The following is a 16828-nucleotide window of genomic DNA, read 5'->3' as shown; positions in this document are numbered from 1 at the left end:
GCCGGTGACATCTACTGCCGTCCGACGAACTCGGTGAACTCGGCCTCGATCCGTTCGGCGTTGCGGACGTACACGCGGGCGGCGATGTACACGACCGGGTAGACCACGATGCCGAGGATGACCCAGGGCAGCGGCAGTCCGAGGACGGACAGTGTGCGGGTCGCGGGGACGAGAGCGAACAGTAGTGGGATGCCACCGAGGATGACGGCGGCGCCGGCGATCACCGCGAGGGTGAGGCGGAGCTGGGCCTGGATCAGCGAGTGCATGTAGATCTCGCCGAGCCGGGTCTGCTCGTCGATCTCACGGGTCCCGGTGGGGATCACGGGTCGCCGGGTGGCGGTTCTGCGCGGGCTGGTGACGCGAACCCGTCTCGGACTGTCCGGCGTACTCATGTCAGCCGCGCAGGGAGGTCGAGCGGACCAGGAGGTCGCGGAGCTCGCGGGTGTGGCGGCGGCTGACCGGGAGCCAGTCGTCGCCGACCCGGACCGCGCACCGGCCGCCGTCGACGCGCATCTCGTCCACATGTGCGAGGGCAACCAGCGTGCTGCGGTGGATGCGGGTGAACCCGGCGTCGCCCCAGCGTTCCTCCAGCGTGCTCAGTGGGATCCGGACCAGGTGCGAGTTCTGGCCGGTGTGCAGCCGGGCGTAGTCGCCCTGCGCCTCGACGTACCGCACCGTGGAGCGCTGGACGAACCGGGTCACCCCGGCGAGCTCGACCGGGATGACCTCGTCGTCGGTTTCGTCCGGCGTCTGCAGCGCCGCCGGCGCACCCGCGGTGACGACCCGGCGGACCGCCTCGGCCAGGCGCTCGGCCCGGACCGGTTTCATCACGTAGTCGGTGGCCTCGAGCTCGAAGGCCTCCACCGCGTGTTCGTCGTACGCCGTGACGAAGACGATCTGTGGGCGTGGCGGGCGGAACTTGGAGATGACGCTGGCCAGGTCGATGCCGTCGAGCCCGGGCATCTTGATGTCGCAGAACACCACGTCCAGGTCGGCCGCCTGCAGGATCTTCAGCGCGTCCGGCCCGTTCGACGCGGTCCGGATCTCCCCGATCCGGTCGTCCCGCTGGAGCAGATACACGAGCTCGGCCAGCGCGGGCTCCTCGTCGTCCGCGACCAGCACGCGCAGGGGAGTCTCGGCCATGGCATCACAGTAATGCCAGGGGATCCGGAATTGGAGCTGCCGGCGAGGCCCCCGCGACCGGCAGGCGGGCGCTCAGGACAGCATGTGCGGGGCGTGGTCGGGCTGGTGTTCCCAGCGGAGGCGGCTCGAGCCGAAGCCGGCGGCGTGGACGCCGTCGTGACCGCTCGGCCGCCGGCAGTAGTAGTGCGGCGAATACAGGTCGCGGCACGAATCCTGGTACGCCGTGTAGGCGAACTCGAGGTCCAGTCGCTCGTCACTGCTCATGAAAGTCGCTCTCGTCGAACCTGGCCTTCCTTCGCAGTATGACTCGGCCGGTGCGGACGACGGGAGCCGGACCCTGCGCCCGGCTCCCGTCCATCGCGCCTCTACTTGATCAGCCCGTGTGGGTCGAGCACGTACTTCCGTGCCGCGCCCTTGTCGAAATCGGCGTACCCCTGCGGTGCCTGGTCCAGCGGAATGACCGTGGCGTTCACGTTCTTCGCGATCTGCGTACGGTCGTGCAGGATCGCCTGCATGAGCTGGCGGTTGTACCGCATGACCGGACACTGGCCGGTCGTGAACGCCAACGACTTCGCCCAGCCCAGACCCAGGCGGATCGACAGCGAGCCGGTCTTCGCGGCCTCGTCGCTCGCACCGGGATCACCGGTGACGTAGAGGCCGGGGATACCGACTGCACCACCGGCACGAGTGACGTCCATGACCGTGTTCAGCACCGTGGCCGGGCGCTCGGACCGGGCGTCGGTCCCGTGGCCGTGGGCCTCGAACCCGACGGCGTCGATCGCGCAGTCGACCTCCGGTACTCCGAGGATCCGGTCGATCTGGTCCTTCGGATCACCCTCCGACACATCGATCGTCTCGCAGCCGAAACTGCGTGCCTGCTCCAGCCGTTCCTTCTGCAGGTCGGCGACGATGACCACCGCCGCACCGAGCAGGAACGCAGAGGTGGCCGCGGCCAGGCCGACCGGCCCCGCGCCCGCGACGTACACGGTCGAACCGGTCCCGACACCCGCCGTGACGGCACCGTGGTACCCGGTCGGGAAGATGTCCGACAGCATCGCCAGGTCGCGGATCTTCTCCAGTGCCCGATCCTTGTCGGGGAACTTCAGCAGGTTCCAGTCGGCGTACGGCACCAGCGCGTACTCCGCCTGGCCGCCGACCCAGCCGCCCATGTCGACGTACCCGTAGGCCGACCCGGGCCGGTCGGGGTTCACGTTCAGGCAGACGCCGGTCTTGCCCTCCTTGCAGTTGACGCACCGCCCGCAGGCGATGTTGAACGGGACGGACACCAGATCGCCGACCTTGATGAACTCGACGTCGCGGCCGACCTCGGCCACCTCACCGGTGATCTCATGGCCCAGAGCGAGTCCCGGCGGTGCCGTGGTCCGGCCGCGAACCATGTGCTGGTCGCTGCCGCAGATGTTGCTGGCCACCACCTTGAGGATCGCCCCGTGCGGAATCTGCCGCCCCACGTTCGCAGGATTGACTCCTGGACCGTCCTTGAGTTCCAGACTCGGGTAGTCGATCGTCTCGACCGCCACGTCGCCCGGCCCCTTGTAAATCACTGCCCTGTTACCTGGCACGAGTAGTGCTCCTCTCCATCCGGGCTCGACCAGCCCATCGGCACTCTTCGTGGGCCGCGATCGCCTCGTACAGAAAGCGATCCGGCCGTCACCCGCCCCGTCCAGGTGAATCCACTCGTCTCGACGCTCGCGCGGACGCGCATTCCCAGCGCCGTAAGGGGATTGCCATCGACGCTAGTCCGCGCCACTACTACGGTCAACGGCGCAGAGGACTACGGCGTGGCGTGTACTCCCGAGGAGTATTTGGGCACCCGGAAGGTGACCTTGGTGCCGGCGTCGACCGCGGTTTCGACGACCAGGCCGTACGTGTCGCCGTACACCTGCCGGAGCCGGGCGTCGACGTTGCCGAGGCCGACCGAGTCGCTGCCGGACTCGCCGGACAGCGCGGCCCGGATCACTTCCGGATCGCTGCCGGAGCCGTCGTCCTCGACGCTGATCTCGGCCTCGTTGATCCGGTCCCGGGCCCGGATCGTGATGTGCCCGACACCGGTAGTGCCCTCCAAGCCATGGCGTACGGCGTTCTCCACCAGCGGCTGCACAACCAGGAACGGGATGACCACCGGCAGTACCTCGGGCGCGATCTGCAGCGACACCTTGAGCCGGTCGCCGAACCGCGCCTGCTCGAGCACCAGATAGCGCTCGACGTTGCGCAGTTCGTCGGCCAGCGTGGTGAACTCGCCGCCGCGCCGGAGTGCGTACCGGGAGAAGTCCGCGAACTCCAGCAGCAGCTCCCGCGCGCGGCCCGGGTCGGTCCGGACGAACGACGCGATCGCGGCCAGCGCGTTGTAGATGAAGTGTGGGCTGATCTGCGCCCGCAGCGCACGCAGCTCCGCCTCGATCGCGCGGGTGCGTTCCTTGTTGAGCTCGGCCAGCTCCACCTGGCCGGACACCCAGCGGGCGACCTCCTCGGTGGCCCGGACCAGCGCTGCCGACGAGCGGATGCTGTACGCGACCAGTACGGCGACCACTCGCTCCTCGGTGACGATCGGCGCGACCACCGCCGTACGGATCGGGCACTGCGGGTCGCTGCAGGCCACGTCATGCGCTCCGAGCACCGCCGTACGTCCGGAGCGGAGCGTGGGCGCCGCGAGGGCCTTCGCATCGCCGCGGTGGTTGCTCTCGTACGGTCCGCCGACTCCGTCCCACGCCAGTACGCCGGACGAGTCGCAGATCGCGATTGCCGCCGTACCGAGGAGGTCTCTGAGGTGGCGGCTCGCCTTGCCGGCCGCTGCGGGCGTCAGACCCTCGCGCAGGTGGGGAGAGGCCAGCGAGGCGGTATGCAGGGTCGCATACGTCGCCTTGTCAGCCGGAGTCCCGAAATGCTTCCGCCGCCGTGCGAACACGTGTCGACGGTAGCCGGTCAACCCTCCGCGCGGGGTCTGAACGCGTCCAGGGCCTCGGTGTCGGAGTAGTTGGTCAGCAGGTACTCCTCCACCCACTCCTGCCGGCCCGGGTACGTCGACTCCGTGGTGATGCGCTCCGCGGCCTTGACGGCGTCGAGGGGTGCGCGGCGGAGCTGTACGCCGTCCGCAGTCAGGAACGCCCAGCTCGGGCCAGGAGCGCCGTACGGCATGCCGACGCTGCCGGCGTTGACCACGAGCCGCCGGTCCACCTGCCTGGCGAACGGCATGTGGGTGTGGCCGCACACCACCGTCCGGACGTCCTCAGACAGCCCGGTGAAGACCTCGGCCCAGCGGGAGATCGGGCTGTCGACCAGCACCATCTCCTCGTCGCCCCGTGGCGTCGCGTGGCAGAACAGCGCGTCCCCGATGGTCACACTGGTCGGCAAGGGCGCCAGCAACTCCACCTGGTCCGGCCGCAACTGCTCTGCTGCCCACGGGCTCACCGCATCCGGCGGTTCGCCCGTGAACGCGGCCCGGGCCATCTCCACCAGCTCCCGGTCGGCGTTCCCCCGCACCCACACCACGCGGTCGCCCAGTGACGTCAGCAGATCCAGAGTCTCGACCGGCTGCGGCCCACTGGCGATGTCCCCGGCCAGCACGATCGCATCGGCCGACCGTACGTCGTCCTCCGCCAGCACCGCCTCCAGAGCGGGCAACACTCCGTGCACATCAGCCAGCACCGCAATGCGTTCCATGCGGTCAGTCTGCCCCCGAAACCCTTGCGACACAGGGTGATCTGCTCTCGGCAGATCAGCTGCCGATCCGCAGATTGCCCTTGGCCGGCGGAGTTGCCTGCTCACACGCGCCGGTGACGGTCGAGCAACGGATGATCGAGGCCGCGCTGTCCGGGCCGTCGTCGGCGAGCAGGAGCAGGTGCTGGTCGTCCTCGGCGATCGACTGCCGGAACGTGCCGGTCCACTCGTGCAGCAACGCGCCGGTCTTCGCATCCAGGGCTGATGCGATGCCATCGGCGTACCCGTCCCGGTAGAAGGGTGCTCCGATCGCGGTGCGGCCGTCGCGGGTGAAGCCCACGACCTGGTACTCGCAGGTGCGCCAGAGGCGTTTGCCGCCCTCCACGGTGACGACGTTGGTGCAGCTGCTGTAGTCGGTGAGGTTGATCAGTGAGGCGGCCGTCGAGCCGTCGGCGGACAGCGCGGTCGGCTTCGGGATCGACTTGACCACAGTGGCCTTGGACGCACCCGGGACCCATTCGTACAGGTTCCAGGCGAGGGCGCCCTCGGCGGTCTCGGCCCGGAAGTAGACCTTGCCGTTGACGTAGCCGAGCGGGAACGCGTCCCAGACGTCCGGCACCGTGATCTTCCTGACCGATTCCTGCTCCGCGTAGACCACGGCACCCGGAAGTGCCGCGCTCTGCTCGGACCGGCGAGTGGCGACGTACGCGGCGGCCAGGCCGTCCTCGGTGGTCACGATCCCGGTGACGTCAGGGGTGGTCCGCAGGACCTTCCCGCTGCTGTCGATCGTCAGCATCTCCGTGTCGGTGCCCTTGCTGACGACGGCCAGCACGGACTGGTTCAGGCGGGCGACGTCCCCGATGTCACCCGAACCCGGGATCTTCACCTCCTGGCCGGGGCCACCCTCGACGGTGCGGCCGGACAGGTAGGTGACCTGCGGGCTGCGTCCCTTCGGCAGCTTGGCCAGGTTGACCTTCGACTTGACCGGACCGCTCTTGGTCGCCGTCGTGGACGGCGGAGGTTTGGGAGTCGTGGCCGATGGAGTCACCGACGGCGTGGGGGTGGGCGTCGCGATCGGCTCGGCCGTGGGAGACGGGGAGCCGCTGAGTGGGGCTGCGTCGGCTTCCGCGACCTGAGGGCCCTGGCGGTAGGCGATGGCTGCGCCGATGGCGACCGCGGCGACCGCGATCGACGCGACCAGGGCCACGAGGCGGCCGTTCTTGTTCCGCATCACGGCGCTCCTAACACGATGGACCCTGCTCTCATGATCCGAGCAACAGGGGTTCCGGGGACAGGGGTGTGGCCAGCTCGCACTGGCCGGTGCTGATCGTGCAGCGCACCACAGCGGAGCGGGACTGTGGTTCCTGCTGGTCGTGCCACTGCAGGAGGACGTGGTCGTCGTCCTCCGCGACCGCCGCGCGCAGGGACGGCGCGGTCCATTGCCGGAGCAGCTTGCCGGTCTTCCCATCCAGGACCGCGGTGCGCTTCTCGCCGTACGGCTCACCAGTGCCGGGCGGCAGGCCGACGACGTACGCGCCGCCCGGGCTGAACCGGTCGAGCCGGTACTCGCAGGTCCGCCAGCGTTGCAGTTGGCTGGCCACGTCCATGACGGCCGTGCACTGGCCGCTGTCGGTGAAGACGGTCATTCCAGCCGCCAGACTGCCGTCGGCCGTCATCGAGACGGGTGACGTGACCTTGGGCAGCTTGCGGACCGTCATCTTCTCGGTGTCCCAGCGGTACAGGTCCCAGGAGTCACCCGGCTTCGTGCCGCCGTGGAAGTACACGGCATGACCGACCACTGCCAGGACCGCGACATCGGTGAGCTTCGGTTGCCGCAGTACGTCGGCCGGCCCGGTGGTGTGCTCCTGGAAGTACAGCGTGCCGCCGGACCGGTAGTCGGAGAACCGGCCACCCGAGGCGAAGGCGACATACTTGCCGTCGGCACTGGTCACCAGGGAGTCGACGCTCCGGATCTCGTTCACGACCTTGCCGGTGTGGTCCTGCACCATCAGGAAGCTGCTGGTGGCGGTAGCGACCTGCACGGTCATGGTGGTGTCCCACAGCCGCGCCACGGCGATGATCTCCTTCGTACCGGGCACGCGGACCGGACTGCCGACTCCACCCAGGACCGTGCGGCCGCGGACGTACGTCAGCTGCGGACTCCTGCCGGTCGGGAGGTTCGTCGCGTCGATGATCCCGTTGGTGGCGCTCTTCGCTGCGACGGGGGAGGTCTTCGCAGCGGCGGATGCGGACAGGGGAGCGGCAGCAGCGCCGGTCTGGTCCTGTGGTCCGCGCAGCGTGGCCAGCAGCCCGCCGCCCACGACAGCGACCACCGCGATCGCGGCCGGCACCGCCACCAGCGACCGATTCCAGCTCGGCACCCGTCCCGTATCCATCCCCGTTTGTGACGCATCGGAACATGCTTTGGTTCGCTCCGGCGAACCAGTCGCACGAGCGATCGAGCATAATGCGTGCATGGACCAGCCAGCGCGGATCGGCCGGTACGCCCTGGTCCGCCGGGTCGGTGCCGGTGGTTTCGCGACGGTTTGGCTGGCCCGGGACGAGCAACTCGACGCCGAGGTGGCGGTCAAGATCCTGTCCGACCTGTGGGTCGACGACGAGGACGTCCGCCGGCGGTTCCTGGCCGAGGGACGCTTTCTGCGCAAGGTCGACTCGCTGTACGTCGTCGGGGTGCACGACATCGGTGAGGCCGAGGACGGACGCCCGTACATGGTGCTCACCTACGCCGACGGCGGGACGCTCGCGGACCGGATCAAGGCCGGCTCGCTCGAGCTCGGCGAAGCGGTCCGCGTCATCACCGAGGTCGGCAAGGGCCTCAAGCACCTGCACACGCGCGGCGTCCTGCATCGCGACGTGAAGCCGGCCAACGTGCTGTTCCGCACCGAGCCGGGTGGTGACCGCGCGATGCTCGGCGACCTCGGTCTGGGTAAAGCGGTTCAGGACGTGTCCCAGCTGACCATGCCCGGCGGCACTCCGGCGTACGTCGCTCCGGAGCAGGTGCGCGGTGAGCGGCTGGACCACCGGGCGGACCTCTACTCGCTCGGAGCGGTCGCGTACGCCGCCTTCACCGGCCAGGCACCGCATGGTGTGGCCAGCCTTGGCGCGGTCATGCGGATCGAGTCACCGCCGCCGTCGATGACGACGCTGCGCGCGGACGTCTCGGACGCGATCGACGTCGTCGTACGTCGTGCACTCGAGCCGGACCGGGACAAGCGGTGGCCGGACCTGGACAGCTTCCTCAACGCGTTGCGGGAGGCCCACACCACCGGCAAGGTCCCAGTCGGCCTGGTGCCTGCGGCCGAGATGCCGACGCCTGTGCCCAAGACGGCCGGTGGGGTCGACCAGGAGACCGCTCTGGTCAGTGCCAACGAGCCGACCGTCGCGGTTCCCCCGAAGCGGTCCGGCCGGTCCCGGGTGATCGCCACTGTGCTGGCCGTCGTACTGGCAGTCGGCGGCGGGTACGGCGGCTATCGGTACGTCTTGAGTCGCCCGGTGAAGGTGGAAGCCAACGGACTGTCGGTGGAGGTCCCGCGCGAGTGGTCCCAGAAGGCACAGGCAGACACTCAGTTGCTGGTGGCCACCGAGACCGCCGGATGGCAGACGGATACGAGCGTCGAGGGTGTCTACCTCGGTCTGGTGGCCTCGTCGACGCTGCCCACGAGCGCGACGGCGCCCGAGGGCTGTACGTCGCTGACTCCGGAAACCTCGGACACGACCGCGACCTTCCGGTACAGCTGCAACAACGTGCCGACCGTTGTGGAGCAGTACCGGAAGGTGGGCGCCTCGACTCTGCTCCGCGTCCAGGTCCGTGAGGACAACCCGAAGAAGCGTCAGGCAGTGCTGGACTCCGCGGAGTACAAGCCTTAGGGGACCAGGGACGTCAGGGACGAGATCGAGGCCTTGTGCAGCCGGGGAATGACGTTGAGGGTGGCCGGGTCCGAGGCGTAGAGGTGTGAGCCGGACTCGTAGACCAGGTACGCCGTTCCGTTGTACTCGGTGATGCCCTCGGTCATGCTCGGCGCCCGGAAGCAACTGAGTGCGGCCGCGTCCAGATCCTTCTGGCCGCGCTTCACGACGTACAGGTTGCTGCGGTTCCCGCGCCCGTACGACGTGCTGTAGATGAAGTGGTTGGCGGTGACCGTCAGGCCCTGCGTCTTGGTCGGCACCTCCCACGCGCCGGCCAGTGTGGTCAGCGTTCCGTCGTCCGCGATCTTGTACTCGTACATGGTCCCGCGGCCGGTGTCGTTGAACGTCCCGGAGAACAGCGAGTCCCCGTAGCTGCCGATGAACGACGCGCCGGCCACGTCCCGCGCGGTCCCCACCTGCGCGAGGTACGGCGTACCCGCTGCCTTCATGGCGTCGCGCAGCGAGGTGAGGCTGTACTTGCGGATGCTGCTGCCGGCGCCGGACACGAAGGCCCAGCCCTTGCTGACGGTGATGCCGCCGACGTGCGACTCGGCGATCGCGACCACGCCGACGGTCGATCCGGTGGCCGGGTCGATGCCGTAGATCTGCGAGTCGGCGCCGGCGCGGTACGAGCCGACCAGCAAGAGGTTCTTGCCGGAGCCGTCCCAGTTGTACCAAGTGCCCGCGCCCTGTGGGGTGTAGGTGCTCAGGTTGGGGATGCTCGCGCTGTTGCTGAACCGGGCGTCGTACTTCTTCGACGCGGACGGGCCGTCGTAGAACGTCGCGCCGCCGGTGGTGGCGGTGTCGCAGGTGATCGCGGCACTGGCGGGCAGTGCGGCGGTGAGTGCGGCCGCGGACGTGACGACGGCGGTCAGGAGGGCGAGGGGGCGACGGGCCATGAGTGAAGTCCTCTTCGGTCGGGCGGAAACCTACGAGAGCCTTAGGGTATGACGGCAATGACTAACATGACCAGTTACGAGCACAGCATTCCGGGCGGCAGGCCGGCGAACGGACGCCGTACGGTAGGCGCATGACCGATCTGTCCGCGGCGATCGACCGCGTTCTGCCCAGTGTCCGTGCCGACCTCGAGGACCTCGTCCGGATCCCGTCGGTCAGCTACGAACCCGCCCGCGCGGCCGACGTCCAGCGCTCCGCCGAGGCGACCGCGGCGCTGTTCGAGGCCGAGGGGTTCACGGTGAAGATCGTCCGGGCCGGCGACGGCGCGCCCGCGGTGATCGCGAAGAAGGCCGCGCCGGCCGGCAAGCCGACCGTGCTGCTGTACGCGCACCACGACGTCCAGCCGACCGGGCCGGTCGAGCAGTGGACCTCGGACCCGTTCGTGCCGACCGAGCGCGGCGACCGGCTGTACGGCCGGGGTGCGGCCGACGACAAGGCCGGCATCGCCGCGCACCTGGCCGCCGTACGGGCCTTCGGCAACGATCTGCCGGTGGGCGTGACCGTGTTCGTCGAGGGCGAGGAGGAGATCGGCTCGCCGACCCTGCTGCAGTTGCTGGACGAGTACTCCGAGGAGCTCGCCGCCGATGCGATCGTGATCGCCGACTCGGGCAACTGGGACGTCGGCCGGCCGGCGCTGACCGTGTCGCTGCGCGGCCTGGTCGAGGCGTACGTCGAGGTGCGGACGCTTGATCACGCGGTCCACTCGGGGTTGTTCGGCGGGCCGATCCCGGACGCGCTGTCGACGCTGTGCCGCCTGCTCGCGACCCTGCACGATGACAAGGGCGACGTCGCGGTGGACGGGCTGCATGCTTCGCGGGCGGCGGATGTGGACTATCCCGAAGCGCGGCTGCGCGCCGAGTCGAGTGTGCTGGACTCCGTCCGGCTGACCGGATCGGGTTCGCTCGTCGACCGCCTGTGGACGCGGCCGTCGATCGCCGTACTGGGCATCGACGCGCCGTCCGTGGCGGAGGCCAGCAACACACTCGTGCCGGTCGCGCGGGCCAAGGTGAGTCTGCGGGTCGCGCCGGGCGACGACGCGATCAAGGCGAGCGCGGCGCTGAAGGAGCACCTCGAGAACCACGCGCCGTGGGGTGCGCAGGTGACCGTCACCGAGGGACAGAACGGCCAGCCCTGCAGCGTGAACGCGCGCGGCGCCGGGTACGAAGCGGCCCGGTCCGCCTTCCAGACCGCGTGGGGTGTCGAGCCGATCGACATGGGCATGGGCGGGTCGATCCCGTTCATCGCGGAGTTCCAGCAGACCTTCCCGGAGGCCTCGATCCTGGTCACCGGCGTGGAGGATCCGGACACCCGCGCCCACGGAATCGACGAGGGCCTGCACCTCGCCGAGTTCACCAAGGTCTGCCTGGCCGAGGCCCTTCTCCTTCAGAACCTGGCGAACCAAGCGTGACCGGGCTTTCCGGCGACCCAGTGTTTGGCATAGGTTTCGGCGAGTGAAGATCGCAGTCGTACGGGAGACCAGACCGGCGGAGCGCCGGGTTGCGCTGGTGCCGGAACAAGTCGCGAAACTCATCGAGCTCGGCTACGAGGTGGCGGTCGAGCCGGCCGCCGGCGAACGGGCCCTGTACTCCGACGACCAGTACCGCGATGCCGGCGCCGAGGTGGCCTGGGGTGCCGACCACGCGGCCACCATCGTGGCGTCGGTCCAGCCGTTGGAGCGGGAACGCCTGCAGCGGCTGCACGCTGGTACGGCGCTGATGTCGTTCCTGCCCACGAATCCACCGGATGTGGTCCGCACCGCAACCACGGCGAAGCTCACCGCGTTCGCGATGGAGCTCGTCCCGCGGATCTCGCGCGCCCAGTCGATGGACGCACTGTCGTCCCAGGCGCTGATCGCCGGGTACCGCGCCGCGATCGTGGCGGCCGAGCGGCTGCCGCGATTCTTCCCGCTGAACATGACCGCGGCGGGCACCGTGCCGCCGGCCCAGGTCCTGGTCCTCGGCGCCGGCGTCGCCGGCCTGCAGGCCATCGCGACCGCCAAGCGGCTCGGCGCCGTCGTCAGGGCGTACGACGTCCGGACCGCGGCCGCCGAGGAGATCGCCTCGATGGGCGCGCAGCCGATCGAGCTCGAGCTCGGCACCCTGGACGGCCCCGGCGGGTACGCGCGCGAGATGACGCCGGAACGGGCCCAGCTCCAGCGTGAGCTGCTGACCCCGTTCGTCGCCGCCGCGGACGCCCTCATCACGACCGCCGCCGTCCCCGGGCGGACCGCGCCGGTGCTGGTGTCGCGAGCGATGGTCGAGCAGATGAAGCCGGGTTCCGTCGTCGTCGACCTGGCCTCCGAGCAGGGCGGCAACGTCGAGGGTTCGGTGGCCGGCACCGAGCTCACCATCGGCAACGCGCTGGTCTGGGGTGGCGCGAACGTCGCCAGCCAGATGGCCGGACCGGCCAGCCGGCTCTACGGTCAGAACATCGCGAACCTGATCCGCCTGATGACCCGGAACGCCTCGTTCGATCCGGACTTCAACGACGAGATCGTCCGCGGCTGCTGCGTCACCCACGACGGCAGCGTGCTCCACGAGCCGACCCGCGAGCTCCTGAAAGGACAGTCCCTGTGACCGAGTCCATCGCGCTGCTGACGATCTTCGTCCTCGCGGCGTTCGTCGGCGTCGAGGTGATCAGCAAGGTCTCGTCGACCCTGCACACCCCGTTGATGTCCGGCGCGAACGCCATCCACGGCGTCATCCTGGTCGGTGCCATCATCGTCACCGGGCAGGCCGACTCCGCGATCGTGGTGGTCGTCGGGCTCCTGGCCGTCGTCCTCGCGACCGTCAACATGGTCGGCGGGTTCGTCGTCACCGACCGGATGCTGCAGATGTTCAAAGGCCCGGGGGCACGCAAGAAGGAGCTGCGCAAGTGATCCCCACCTGGGCCCAGATCGGTTACCTGGTCGCCGCGGTCTGCTTCATCGTCGCGCTGAAGGCGCTGTCGTCGCCCCGCAGCGCGCGGGCCGGCAACCTGCTCGGCGCCGCCGGTGCGGTGCTCGCCGTGATCATCACCTTCGTCGCCTACAAGCCCGATCACCTGACGCCGATCCTGATCGCGCTGGCGGCCGGCACGGTCGTCGGTGTGGTCGGGTCGCGCCGGGTGCAGATGACGCACATGCCGCAGCTCGTTGCCCTCTTCAACGGTGTCGGCGGTGGCGCGGCCGCGCTGGTCGCGTTGATGGAGCTGAGCGAGGTCAGCGACGACGCGACGGTGGCCGCGATCGCGACCGCGTTCACCATCCTGGTCGGTGCGGTCAGCTTCTCCGGCTCGATCGTGACGTTCGCCAAACTGCAAGAACTGATGACCACCCGGCCGGTGACGTTCCCCGGTCTGCCGGTGCTCTTCATCGCCTCGGTCATCGGCGGGATCGCGCTGGCCGGCTGGCTCGTCTCCGATCCGCGTGTGTGGGTCGGCGTACTGCTCTGCCTGGTCGGTCTCGCGGTCGGTGTGATGCTGGTGCTGCCCGTGGGCGGTGCCGACGTACCGATCGTCATCTCGCTGCTGAACGCCTTCACCGGCCTCACCGTGGCCGCGGGCGGTTACGTGCTCGGCAACACGCTGCTGCTGGTGGCCGGCACGCTCGTCGGCGCCGCCGGTACGTTGCTGACCAAGCTGATGGCGGACGCGATGGGCCGGTCCGTCTTCAACATCCTCTTCGGCGCCGTCCGCGGCGGGTCGACTCTGGGCGGCGGTACGGCGTCCGAGCGGCCAGTCATCTCCGGTGGCGCGGAGGACGTCGCCATCCTGCTCGGGTACGCGAACAAGGTCATCATCGTGCCCGGGTACGGGCTGGCCGTGGCGCAGGCGCAGCACACGCTGCGCGACCTGGTCGACGAGCTCCAGAGCCGCGGCGTGAAGGTCGACTACGCGATCCACCCGGTGGCCGGCCGGATGCCCGGCCACATGAACGTGCTGCTGGCCGAGGCCCAGGTGCCGTACGACCAGTTGCGCGAGATGGACGACATCAACGGCGACTTCAAGTCGACGGACGTCGTCCTGGTGGTCGGCGCCAACGACGTCGTGAACCCCGCCGCCCGGAACACGCCCAGTGCCCCGATCTACGGCATGCCGATCCTGAACGCCGACGAGGCGCAGCGGGTGATCTTCCTCAAGCGCTCCATGCGTCCCGGATTCGCCGGCATCGAGAACGAACTCCTCTACGACCCCCGAACGACCCTGCTGTTCGGCGACGCCCGCGAATCGCTCACCAAGCTTCTGGCCGCACTGAAGACCGTCTGAGCGGGAGCGGTCAGACCCAGCCGCGCTTCGCTGCCGCCACGCCCAGCTCGAAGCGGCTGGCGGCGTTGAGGCGCTCCGACAGGGTCGCGGTGATTCGCCGGGCCGTCCGCAACGAGATGCCCAGCAGCCGCGCGACCTGCTCGTCCTTCGCGCCGCCCGCGAGCAGCCGTAGTACTTCGGCCTCGTGGGGCGTCAGGGGTGCGTTGTCCTCCCGGTCGTCCGCGTCGAAGAGCTCGGTGGCGCGGGCCCAGTAGGAGTCGAACAAGGCGAGCGCGACCGAGACCACGGCGGGGCTGCGGTGGATGACCGCGCCGATGGTCGGGTTCTCCGGGTCCATCGGCATGACCGCGATCTCCTGGTCGAAGATCAGCAGCCGCAGCGGCAGCGTGGGCGTGGCCCGGATCTCGCCGCCGAGCTGGTGCATGGCCGCGGCGTAGTCCAGCGCCTGCTTGGACGAGGTGATGCTCTGGAGATAGACGGTCCGCATCCGTAGCCCGCGCTCGAGCAACGGGACATCCGGCGACTTGTCGAACGGGTGGGTGACGTCGTCGATGTGCGCGGGCACCAGGCCCCACAGCGTGTCCTTGGCCTTCAGGCCCAGCTCTTCGATCCGCCGGGAGGCGTTCGCCCGGCCGTTGAGCACCTCGACGTCCCCACTGCTGCGGGCGGTCAGGAGCTCGTTGTACTGCTCGGCCAGCACCTCGGCCGAGGCTTCGGCTTCCTTGAGCTCTCCGAGCATCTTGTTCAGCTCGGTCCGGCGCCGCTCGGCCAGGCCGGTCAGGCCGACCCGCGGGTGCACCGCGTGCTCACCGTCGGGGTTCGTCCAGGTCGGGACGAGCAGCTCCAGCTTGCGGAGCTTCTCCATCAGCTCGTGAACCTCGGTCACCGGCCTTTTTACTAGCGCGGCAATGTTCTCGGGCGTACTGTCTGGGTGGCTGAGAAGGGCGTGATAAACCGCGAAGGTGGCTTCATCAACACCCAGCGGCTCGAGCACGTCCTCCTCCTTCTCAGTCTTGTCGGAACCGACCATATACAGAGCGCGTCGACACAGAGCACTCCTCAGCCGGTTCCGGCTCATTTTCGAAGGGACAGATGTGTGATCAGGAAATTGCTCATTGTAGTTGGTGTGGCCGCGGTGCTGACACTGGGCGGCGCCCCACTGACCGCGTCGGCGGCCGGAGGCAGTGAACCGGGCTGTATCCCGGTGCTCTGCTGGTGACCGTAGCTTTCCACTGAGTAGTCGTACGACGGGTTCCCTGTGCCCGGCCACCGGATCGGGCCAGGGCACCCCGTGACGTCCCGTAGACTGACGCCGTGGCTCGTGGCGATGGTCGGCTAACCCATGACCTTGACCCGCAGGACCTTGGACCCCAGGACGCGTGTGGCGTCTTCGGGGTCTGGGCGCCGGGGGAAGAGGTTGCCAAACTCACCTACTTCGGGCTCTACGCCTTGCAGCATCGAGGGCAGGAGTCGGCTGGCATCGCGGTCAGCAACGGAAGCCAGATTCTGGTCTACAAGGACATGGGTCTGGTCAGTCAGGCGTTCGACGAGGCGACTCTCGCGTCGCTGCGCGGACACATCGCGATCGGCCACTGCCGGTACTCGACGACCGGGTCCAGTGTCTGGGCCAACGCGCAGCCGACGTTCCGGTCCACCGCGACCGGGTCGATCGCGCTCGGGCACAACGGGAACCTGACCAACACCGGTGAGCTGGCCGAGAGCCTGAACGGCGGCGGCGACCTCGATCTCGGCCTGGACGCCGACGTCGAGCACGCCAAGGCGAACGCGAAGCACGGCGCCTCCTCCGACACCGACATCCTCACCTCGATGCTCGCCGGGTACCCGGACCTGACCATCGAGCAGGCGGCCGCCAAGGTGCTGCCGAAGGTCAAGGGCGCCTACAGCCTGATCTTCATGGACGAGAACACCCTGTACGCCGCTCGCGACCCGCAGGGCATCCGCCCGCTGGTGCTGGGCCGGCTGGAGCGCGGCTGGGTGATCGCCAGCGAGACCGCCGCCCTCGACATCGTCGGCGCCTCGTTCATCCGCGAGGTGGAGCCGGGCGAGATCGTCGCGGTCGACGCCGACGGCCTGCGCTCGACCCGGTTCGCCGAGCCGGACCCGAAGGGCTGCCTGTTCGAGTTCGTCTACCTGGCCCGCCCGGACACCCAGATCTCCGGCCGGCGGATCTACTCCACCCGCGTCGAGATCGGCCGCCGGCTGGCGGGCGAGCACCCGGCTGACGCCGACCTGGTCATCGCCACCCCCGAGTCCGGGACGCCCGGCGCGATCGGGTACGCCGAAGCCTCCGGCATCCCGTACGGATCGGGCCTGGTCAAGAACGCGTACGTCGGCCGCACGTTCATCCAGCCCAGCCAGACGATCCGCCAACTGGGGATCCGGCTGAAGCTGAACCCGCTGCGCGAGGTGATCGAGGGCAAGCGGCTGGTCGTGGTCGACGACACGATCGTGCGCGGCAACACCCAGCGCGCGGTGATCCGGATGCTGCGCGAGGCCGGCGCGAAGGAGATCCACGTCCGGATCACGGCGCCGCCGGTGAAGTGGCCGTGCTTCTACGGCATCGACTTCGCCAGCCGCGCCGAACTGATCGCGAACGGGCTGAACACCGAGGAGATCTGCCGCTCGCTCGGCGCCGACTCGCTCGGCTACATCAGCCTGGACGGCCTGATCGCGGCGACCACAGTGCCGAAGGACAAGCTCTGCCGCGCATGCTTCGACGGGGTCTACCCGGTCGCGCTGCCGGATCCGGAGCAGCTCGGCAAGCACCTTCTGGAGCTGCCGGTGTCCACCGACGTCGACGGCCTGGCCACGGTCTCCGGTGGCGCCGGTGCCGCCGACGCCCTGAGCCGTCCGTAGGCAG

The 16828-nt window shown here is 69.3% G+C and carries 16 protein-coding genes; 6 read left to right on the top strand and 10 right to left on the bottom strand.

Annotation, left to right across the window (positions count from 1 at the left end; all coding sequences use genetic code 11):
• Positions 1-11: 11 nt before the first annotated feature.
• The 8 genes from ACGFH6_RS37565 to ACGFH6_RS37530 all read right to left on the bottom strand — a co-directional run bounded on the left by ACGFH6_RS37565 (position 12) and on the right by ACGFH6_RS37530 (position 7199).
• Complete coding sequence (locus ACGFH6_RS37565) at positions 12-323, bottom strand: hypothetical protein (protein WP_393394153.1); 312 nt, start codon at positions 321-323, stop codon at positions 12-14.
• Positions 324-393: 70 nt separating this feature from the next.
• Positions 394-1143: a LytR/AlgR family response regulator transcription factor gene (locus ACGFH6_RS37560; RefSeq protein ID WP_393394150.1), complete on the bottom strand. Its 750-nt coding sequence runs from the start codon at positions 1141-1143 to the stop codon at positions 394-396.
• Positions 1144-1215: 72 nt separating this feature from the next.
• Complete coding sequence (locus tag ACGFH6_RS37555; RefSeq protein WP_360442386.1) at positions 1216-1407, bottom strand: hypothetical protein; 192 nt, start codon at positions 1405-1407, stop codon at positions 1216-1218.
• Positions 1408-1508: 101 nt separating this feature from the next.
• On the bottom strand, positions 1509-2723 hold the full coding sequence (fdhA, locus tag ACGFH6_RS37550) for a formaldehyde dehydrogenase, glutathione-independent (RefSeq protein ID WP_393394147.1): 1215 nt from the start codon (positions 2721-2723) through the stop codon (positions 1509-1511).
• A gap of 212 nt (positions 2724-2935) precedes the next feature.
• Positions 2936-4066, bottom strand: coding sequence for a histidine kinase (locus tag ACGFH6_RS37545; protein ID WP_393394144.1), 1131 nt, complete (start codon positions 4064-4066; stop codon positions 2936-2938).
• A gap of 17 nt (positions 4067-4083) precedes the next feature.
• Positions 4084-4821 (bottom strand): metallophosphoesterase family protein, encoded by a 738-nt coding sequence (locus ACGFH6_RS37540; protein ID WP_393394141.1) that lies wholly within the window; start codon positions 4819-4821, stop codon positions 4084-4086.
• A gap of 55 nt (positions 4822-4876) precedes the next feature.
• The gene (locus tag ACGFH6_RS37535) at positions 4877-6049 is read right to left on the bottom strand and encodes a hypothetical protein (RefSeq protein ID WP_393394139.1); all 1173 of its coding nucleotides are present in this window, start codon (positions 6047-6049) and stop codon (positions 4877-4879) included.
• A gap of 31 nt (positions 6050-6080) precedes the next feature.
• A complete protein-coding gene (locus ACGFH6_RS37530) occupies positions 6081-7199 on the bottom strand; it encodes a hypothetical protein (RefSeq protein ID WP_393394136.1) in 1119 nt (372 codons plus the stop codon).
• Positions 7200-7293: 94 nt separating this feature from the next.
• On the opposite strand from ACGFH6_RS37530, the gene ACGFH6_RS37525 reads away from it, so the two are divergent.
• Positions 7294-8706: a serine/threonine-protein kinase gene (locus ACGFH6_RS37525; RefSeq protein WP_393394133.1), complete on the top strand. Its 1413-nt coding sequence runs from the start codon at positions 7294-7296 to the stop codon at positions 8704-8706.
• On the opposite strand, the gene ACGFH6_RS37520 is transcribed toward ACGFH6_RS37525, so the two are convergent.
• Positions 8703-9644: a hypothetical protein gene (locus ACGFH6_RS37520; RefSeq protein ID WP_393394130.1), complete on the bottom strand. Its 942-nt coding sequence runs from the start codon at positions 9642-9644 to the stop codon at positions 8703-8705. The two genes, ACGFH6_RS37525 and ACGFH6_RS37520, sit on opposite strands and share 4 nt — an antisense overlap.
• Before the next feature lie 131 nt (positions 9645-9775).
• On the opposite strand from ACGFH6_RS37520, the gene ACGFH6_RS37515 reads away from it, so the two are divergent.
• The 4 genes from ACGFH6_RS37515 to ACGFH6_RS37500 are packed head-to-tail and all read left to right on the top strand — an operon-like array spanning position 9776 to position 13947.
• On the top strand, positions 9776-11110 hold the full coding sequence (locus ACGFH6_RS37515; RefSeq protein WP_393394128.1) for a dipeptidase: 1335 nt from the start codon (positions 9776-9778) through the stop codon (positions 11108-11110).
• A 43-nt stretch (positions 11111-11153) separates the two neighbouring features.
• Entirely contained in the window at positions 11154-12278 is a 1125-nt protein-coding gene (locus ACGFH6_RS37510; RefSeq protein WP_393394125.1) for an NAD(P) transhydrogenase subunit alpha, read from the top strand.
• Entirely contained in the window at positions 12275-12580 is a 306-nt protein-coding gene (locus ACGFH6_RS37505; protein WP_131361547.1) for an NAD(P) transhydrogenase subunit alpha, read from the top strand. The genes ACGFH6_RS37510 and ACGFH6_RS37505 overlap by 4 nt, the downstream gene beginning before the upstream one ends.
• Positions 12577-13947, top strand: a complete 1371-nt coding sequence (locus ACGFH6_RS37500; RefSeq protein ID WP_393394121.1) for an NAD(P)(+) transhydrogenase (Re/Si-specific) subunit beta — start codon at positions 12577-12579, stop codon at positions 13945-13947. Before ACGFH6_RS37505 ends, ACGFH6_RS37500 begins: the two co-directional genes overlap by 4 nt.
• A gap of 10 nt (positions 13948-13957) precedes the next feature.
• Here ACGFH6_RS37500 and ACGFH6_RS37495 read toward each other — a convergent pair whose 3' ends face one another.
• Positions 13958-14941 carry a LuxR C-terminal-related transcriptional regulator gene (locus ACGFH6_RS37495; protein WP_393394118.1) on the bottom strand — a complete coding sequence of 328 codons (984 nt, stop codon included), beginning with the start codon at positions 14939-14941 and terminating at the stop codon, positions 13958-13960.
• Between the two features lie 320 nt (positions 14942-15261).
• Here ACGFH6_RS37495 and purF point away from each other — a divergent pair, with 320 nt between their 5' ends.
• Entirely contained in the window at positions 15262-16824 is a 1563-nt protein-coding gene (gene purF, locus ACGFH6_RS37490) for an amidophosphoribosyltransferase (RefSeq protein WP_360442350.1), read from the top strand.
• The last annotated feature ends 4 nt before the right edge of the window (positions 16825-16828 follow it).

The organism is Kribbella sp. NPDC049227, from assembly GCF_043197265.1.
GTDB lineage: Bacteria > Actinomycetota > Actinomycetes > Propionibacteriales > Kribbellaceae > Kribbella.
The sequence above is the reverse complement of the archived record's forward strand: the minus strand, read 5'-3'. Positions and strand labels throughout refer to the sequence as shown.

Bases quoted from the DNA above. Each gene is read 5' to 3' on its own strand.
- ACGFH6_RS37560 (WP_393394150.1), bottom strand. From the start codon at position 1,143: ATGGCCGAGACTCCCCTGCGCGTGCTGGTCGCGGACGACGAGGAGCCC.
- ACGFH6_RS37555 (WP_360442386.1), bottom strand. From the start codon at position 1,407: ATGAGCAGTGACGAGCGACTGGACCTCGAGTTCGCCTACACGGCGTAC.
- ACGFH6_RS37540 (WP_393394141.1), bottom strand. From the start codon at position 4,821: ATGGAACGCATTGCGGTGCTGGCTGATGTGCACGGAGTGTTGCCCGCT.
- ACGFH6_RS37535 (WP_393394139.1), bottom strand. From the start codon at position 6,049: ATGCGGAACAAGAACGGCCGCCTCGTGGCCCTGGTCGCGTCGATCGCG.
- ACGFH6_RS37525 (WP_393394133.1), top strand. From the start codon at position 7,294: ATGGACCAGCCAGCGCGGATCGGCCGGTACGCCCTGGTCCGCCGGGTC.
- ACGFH6_RS37520 (WP_393394130.1), bottom strand. From the start codon at position 9,644: ATGGCCCGTCGCCCCCTCGCCCTCCTGACCGCCGTCGTCACGTCCGCG.
- ACGFH6_RS37515 (WP_393394128.1), top strand. From the start codon at position 9,776: ATGACCGATCTGTCCGCGGCGATCGACCGCGTTCTGCCCAGTGTCCGT.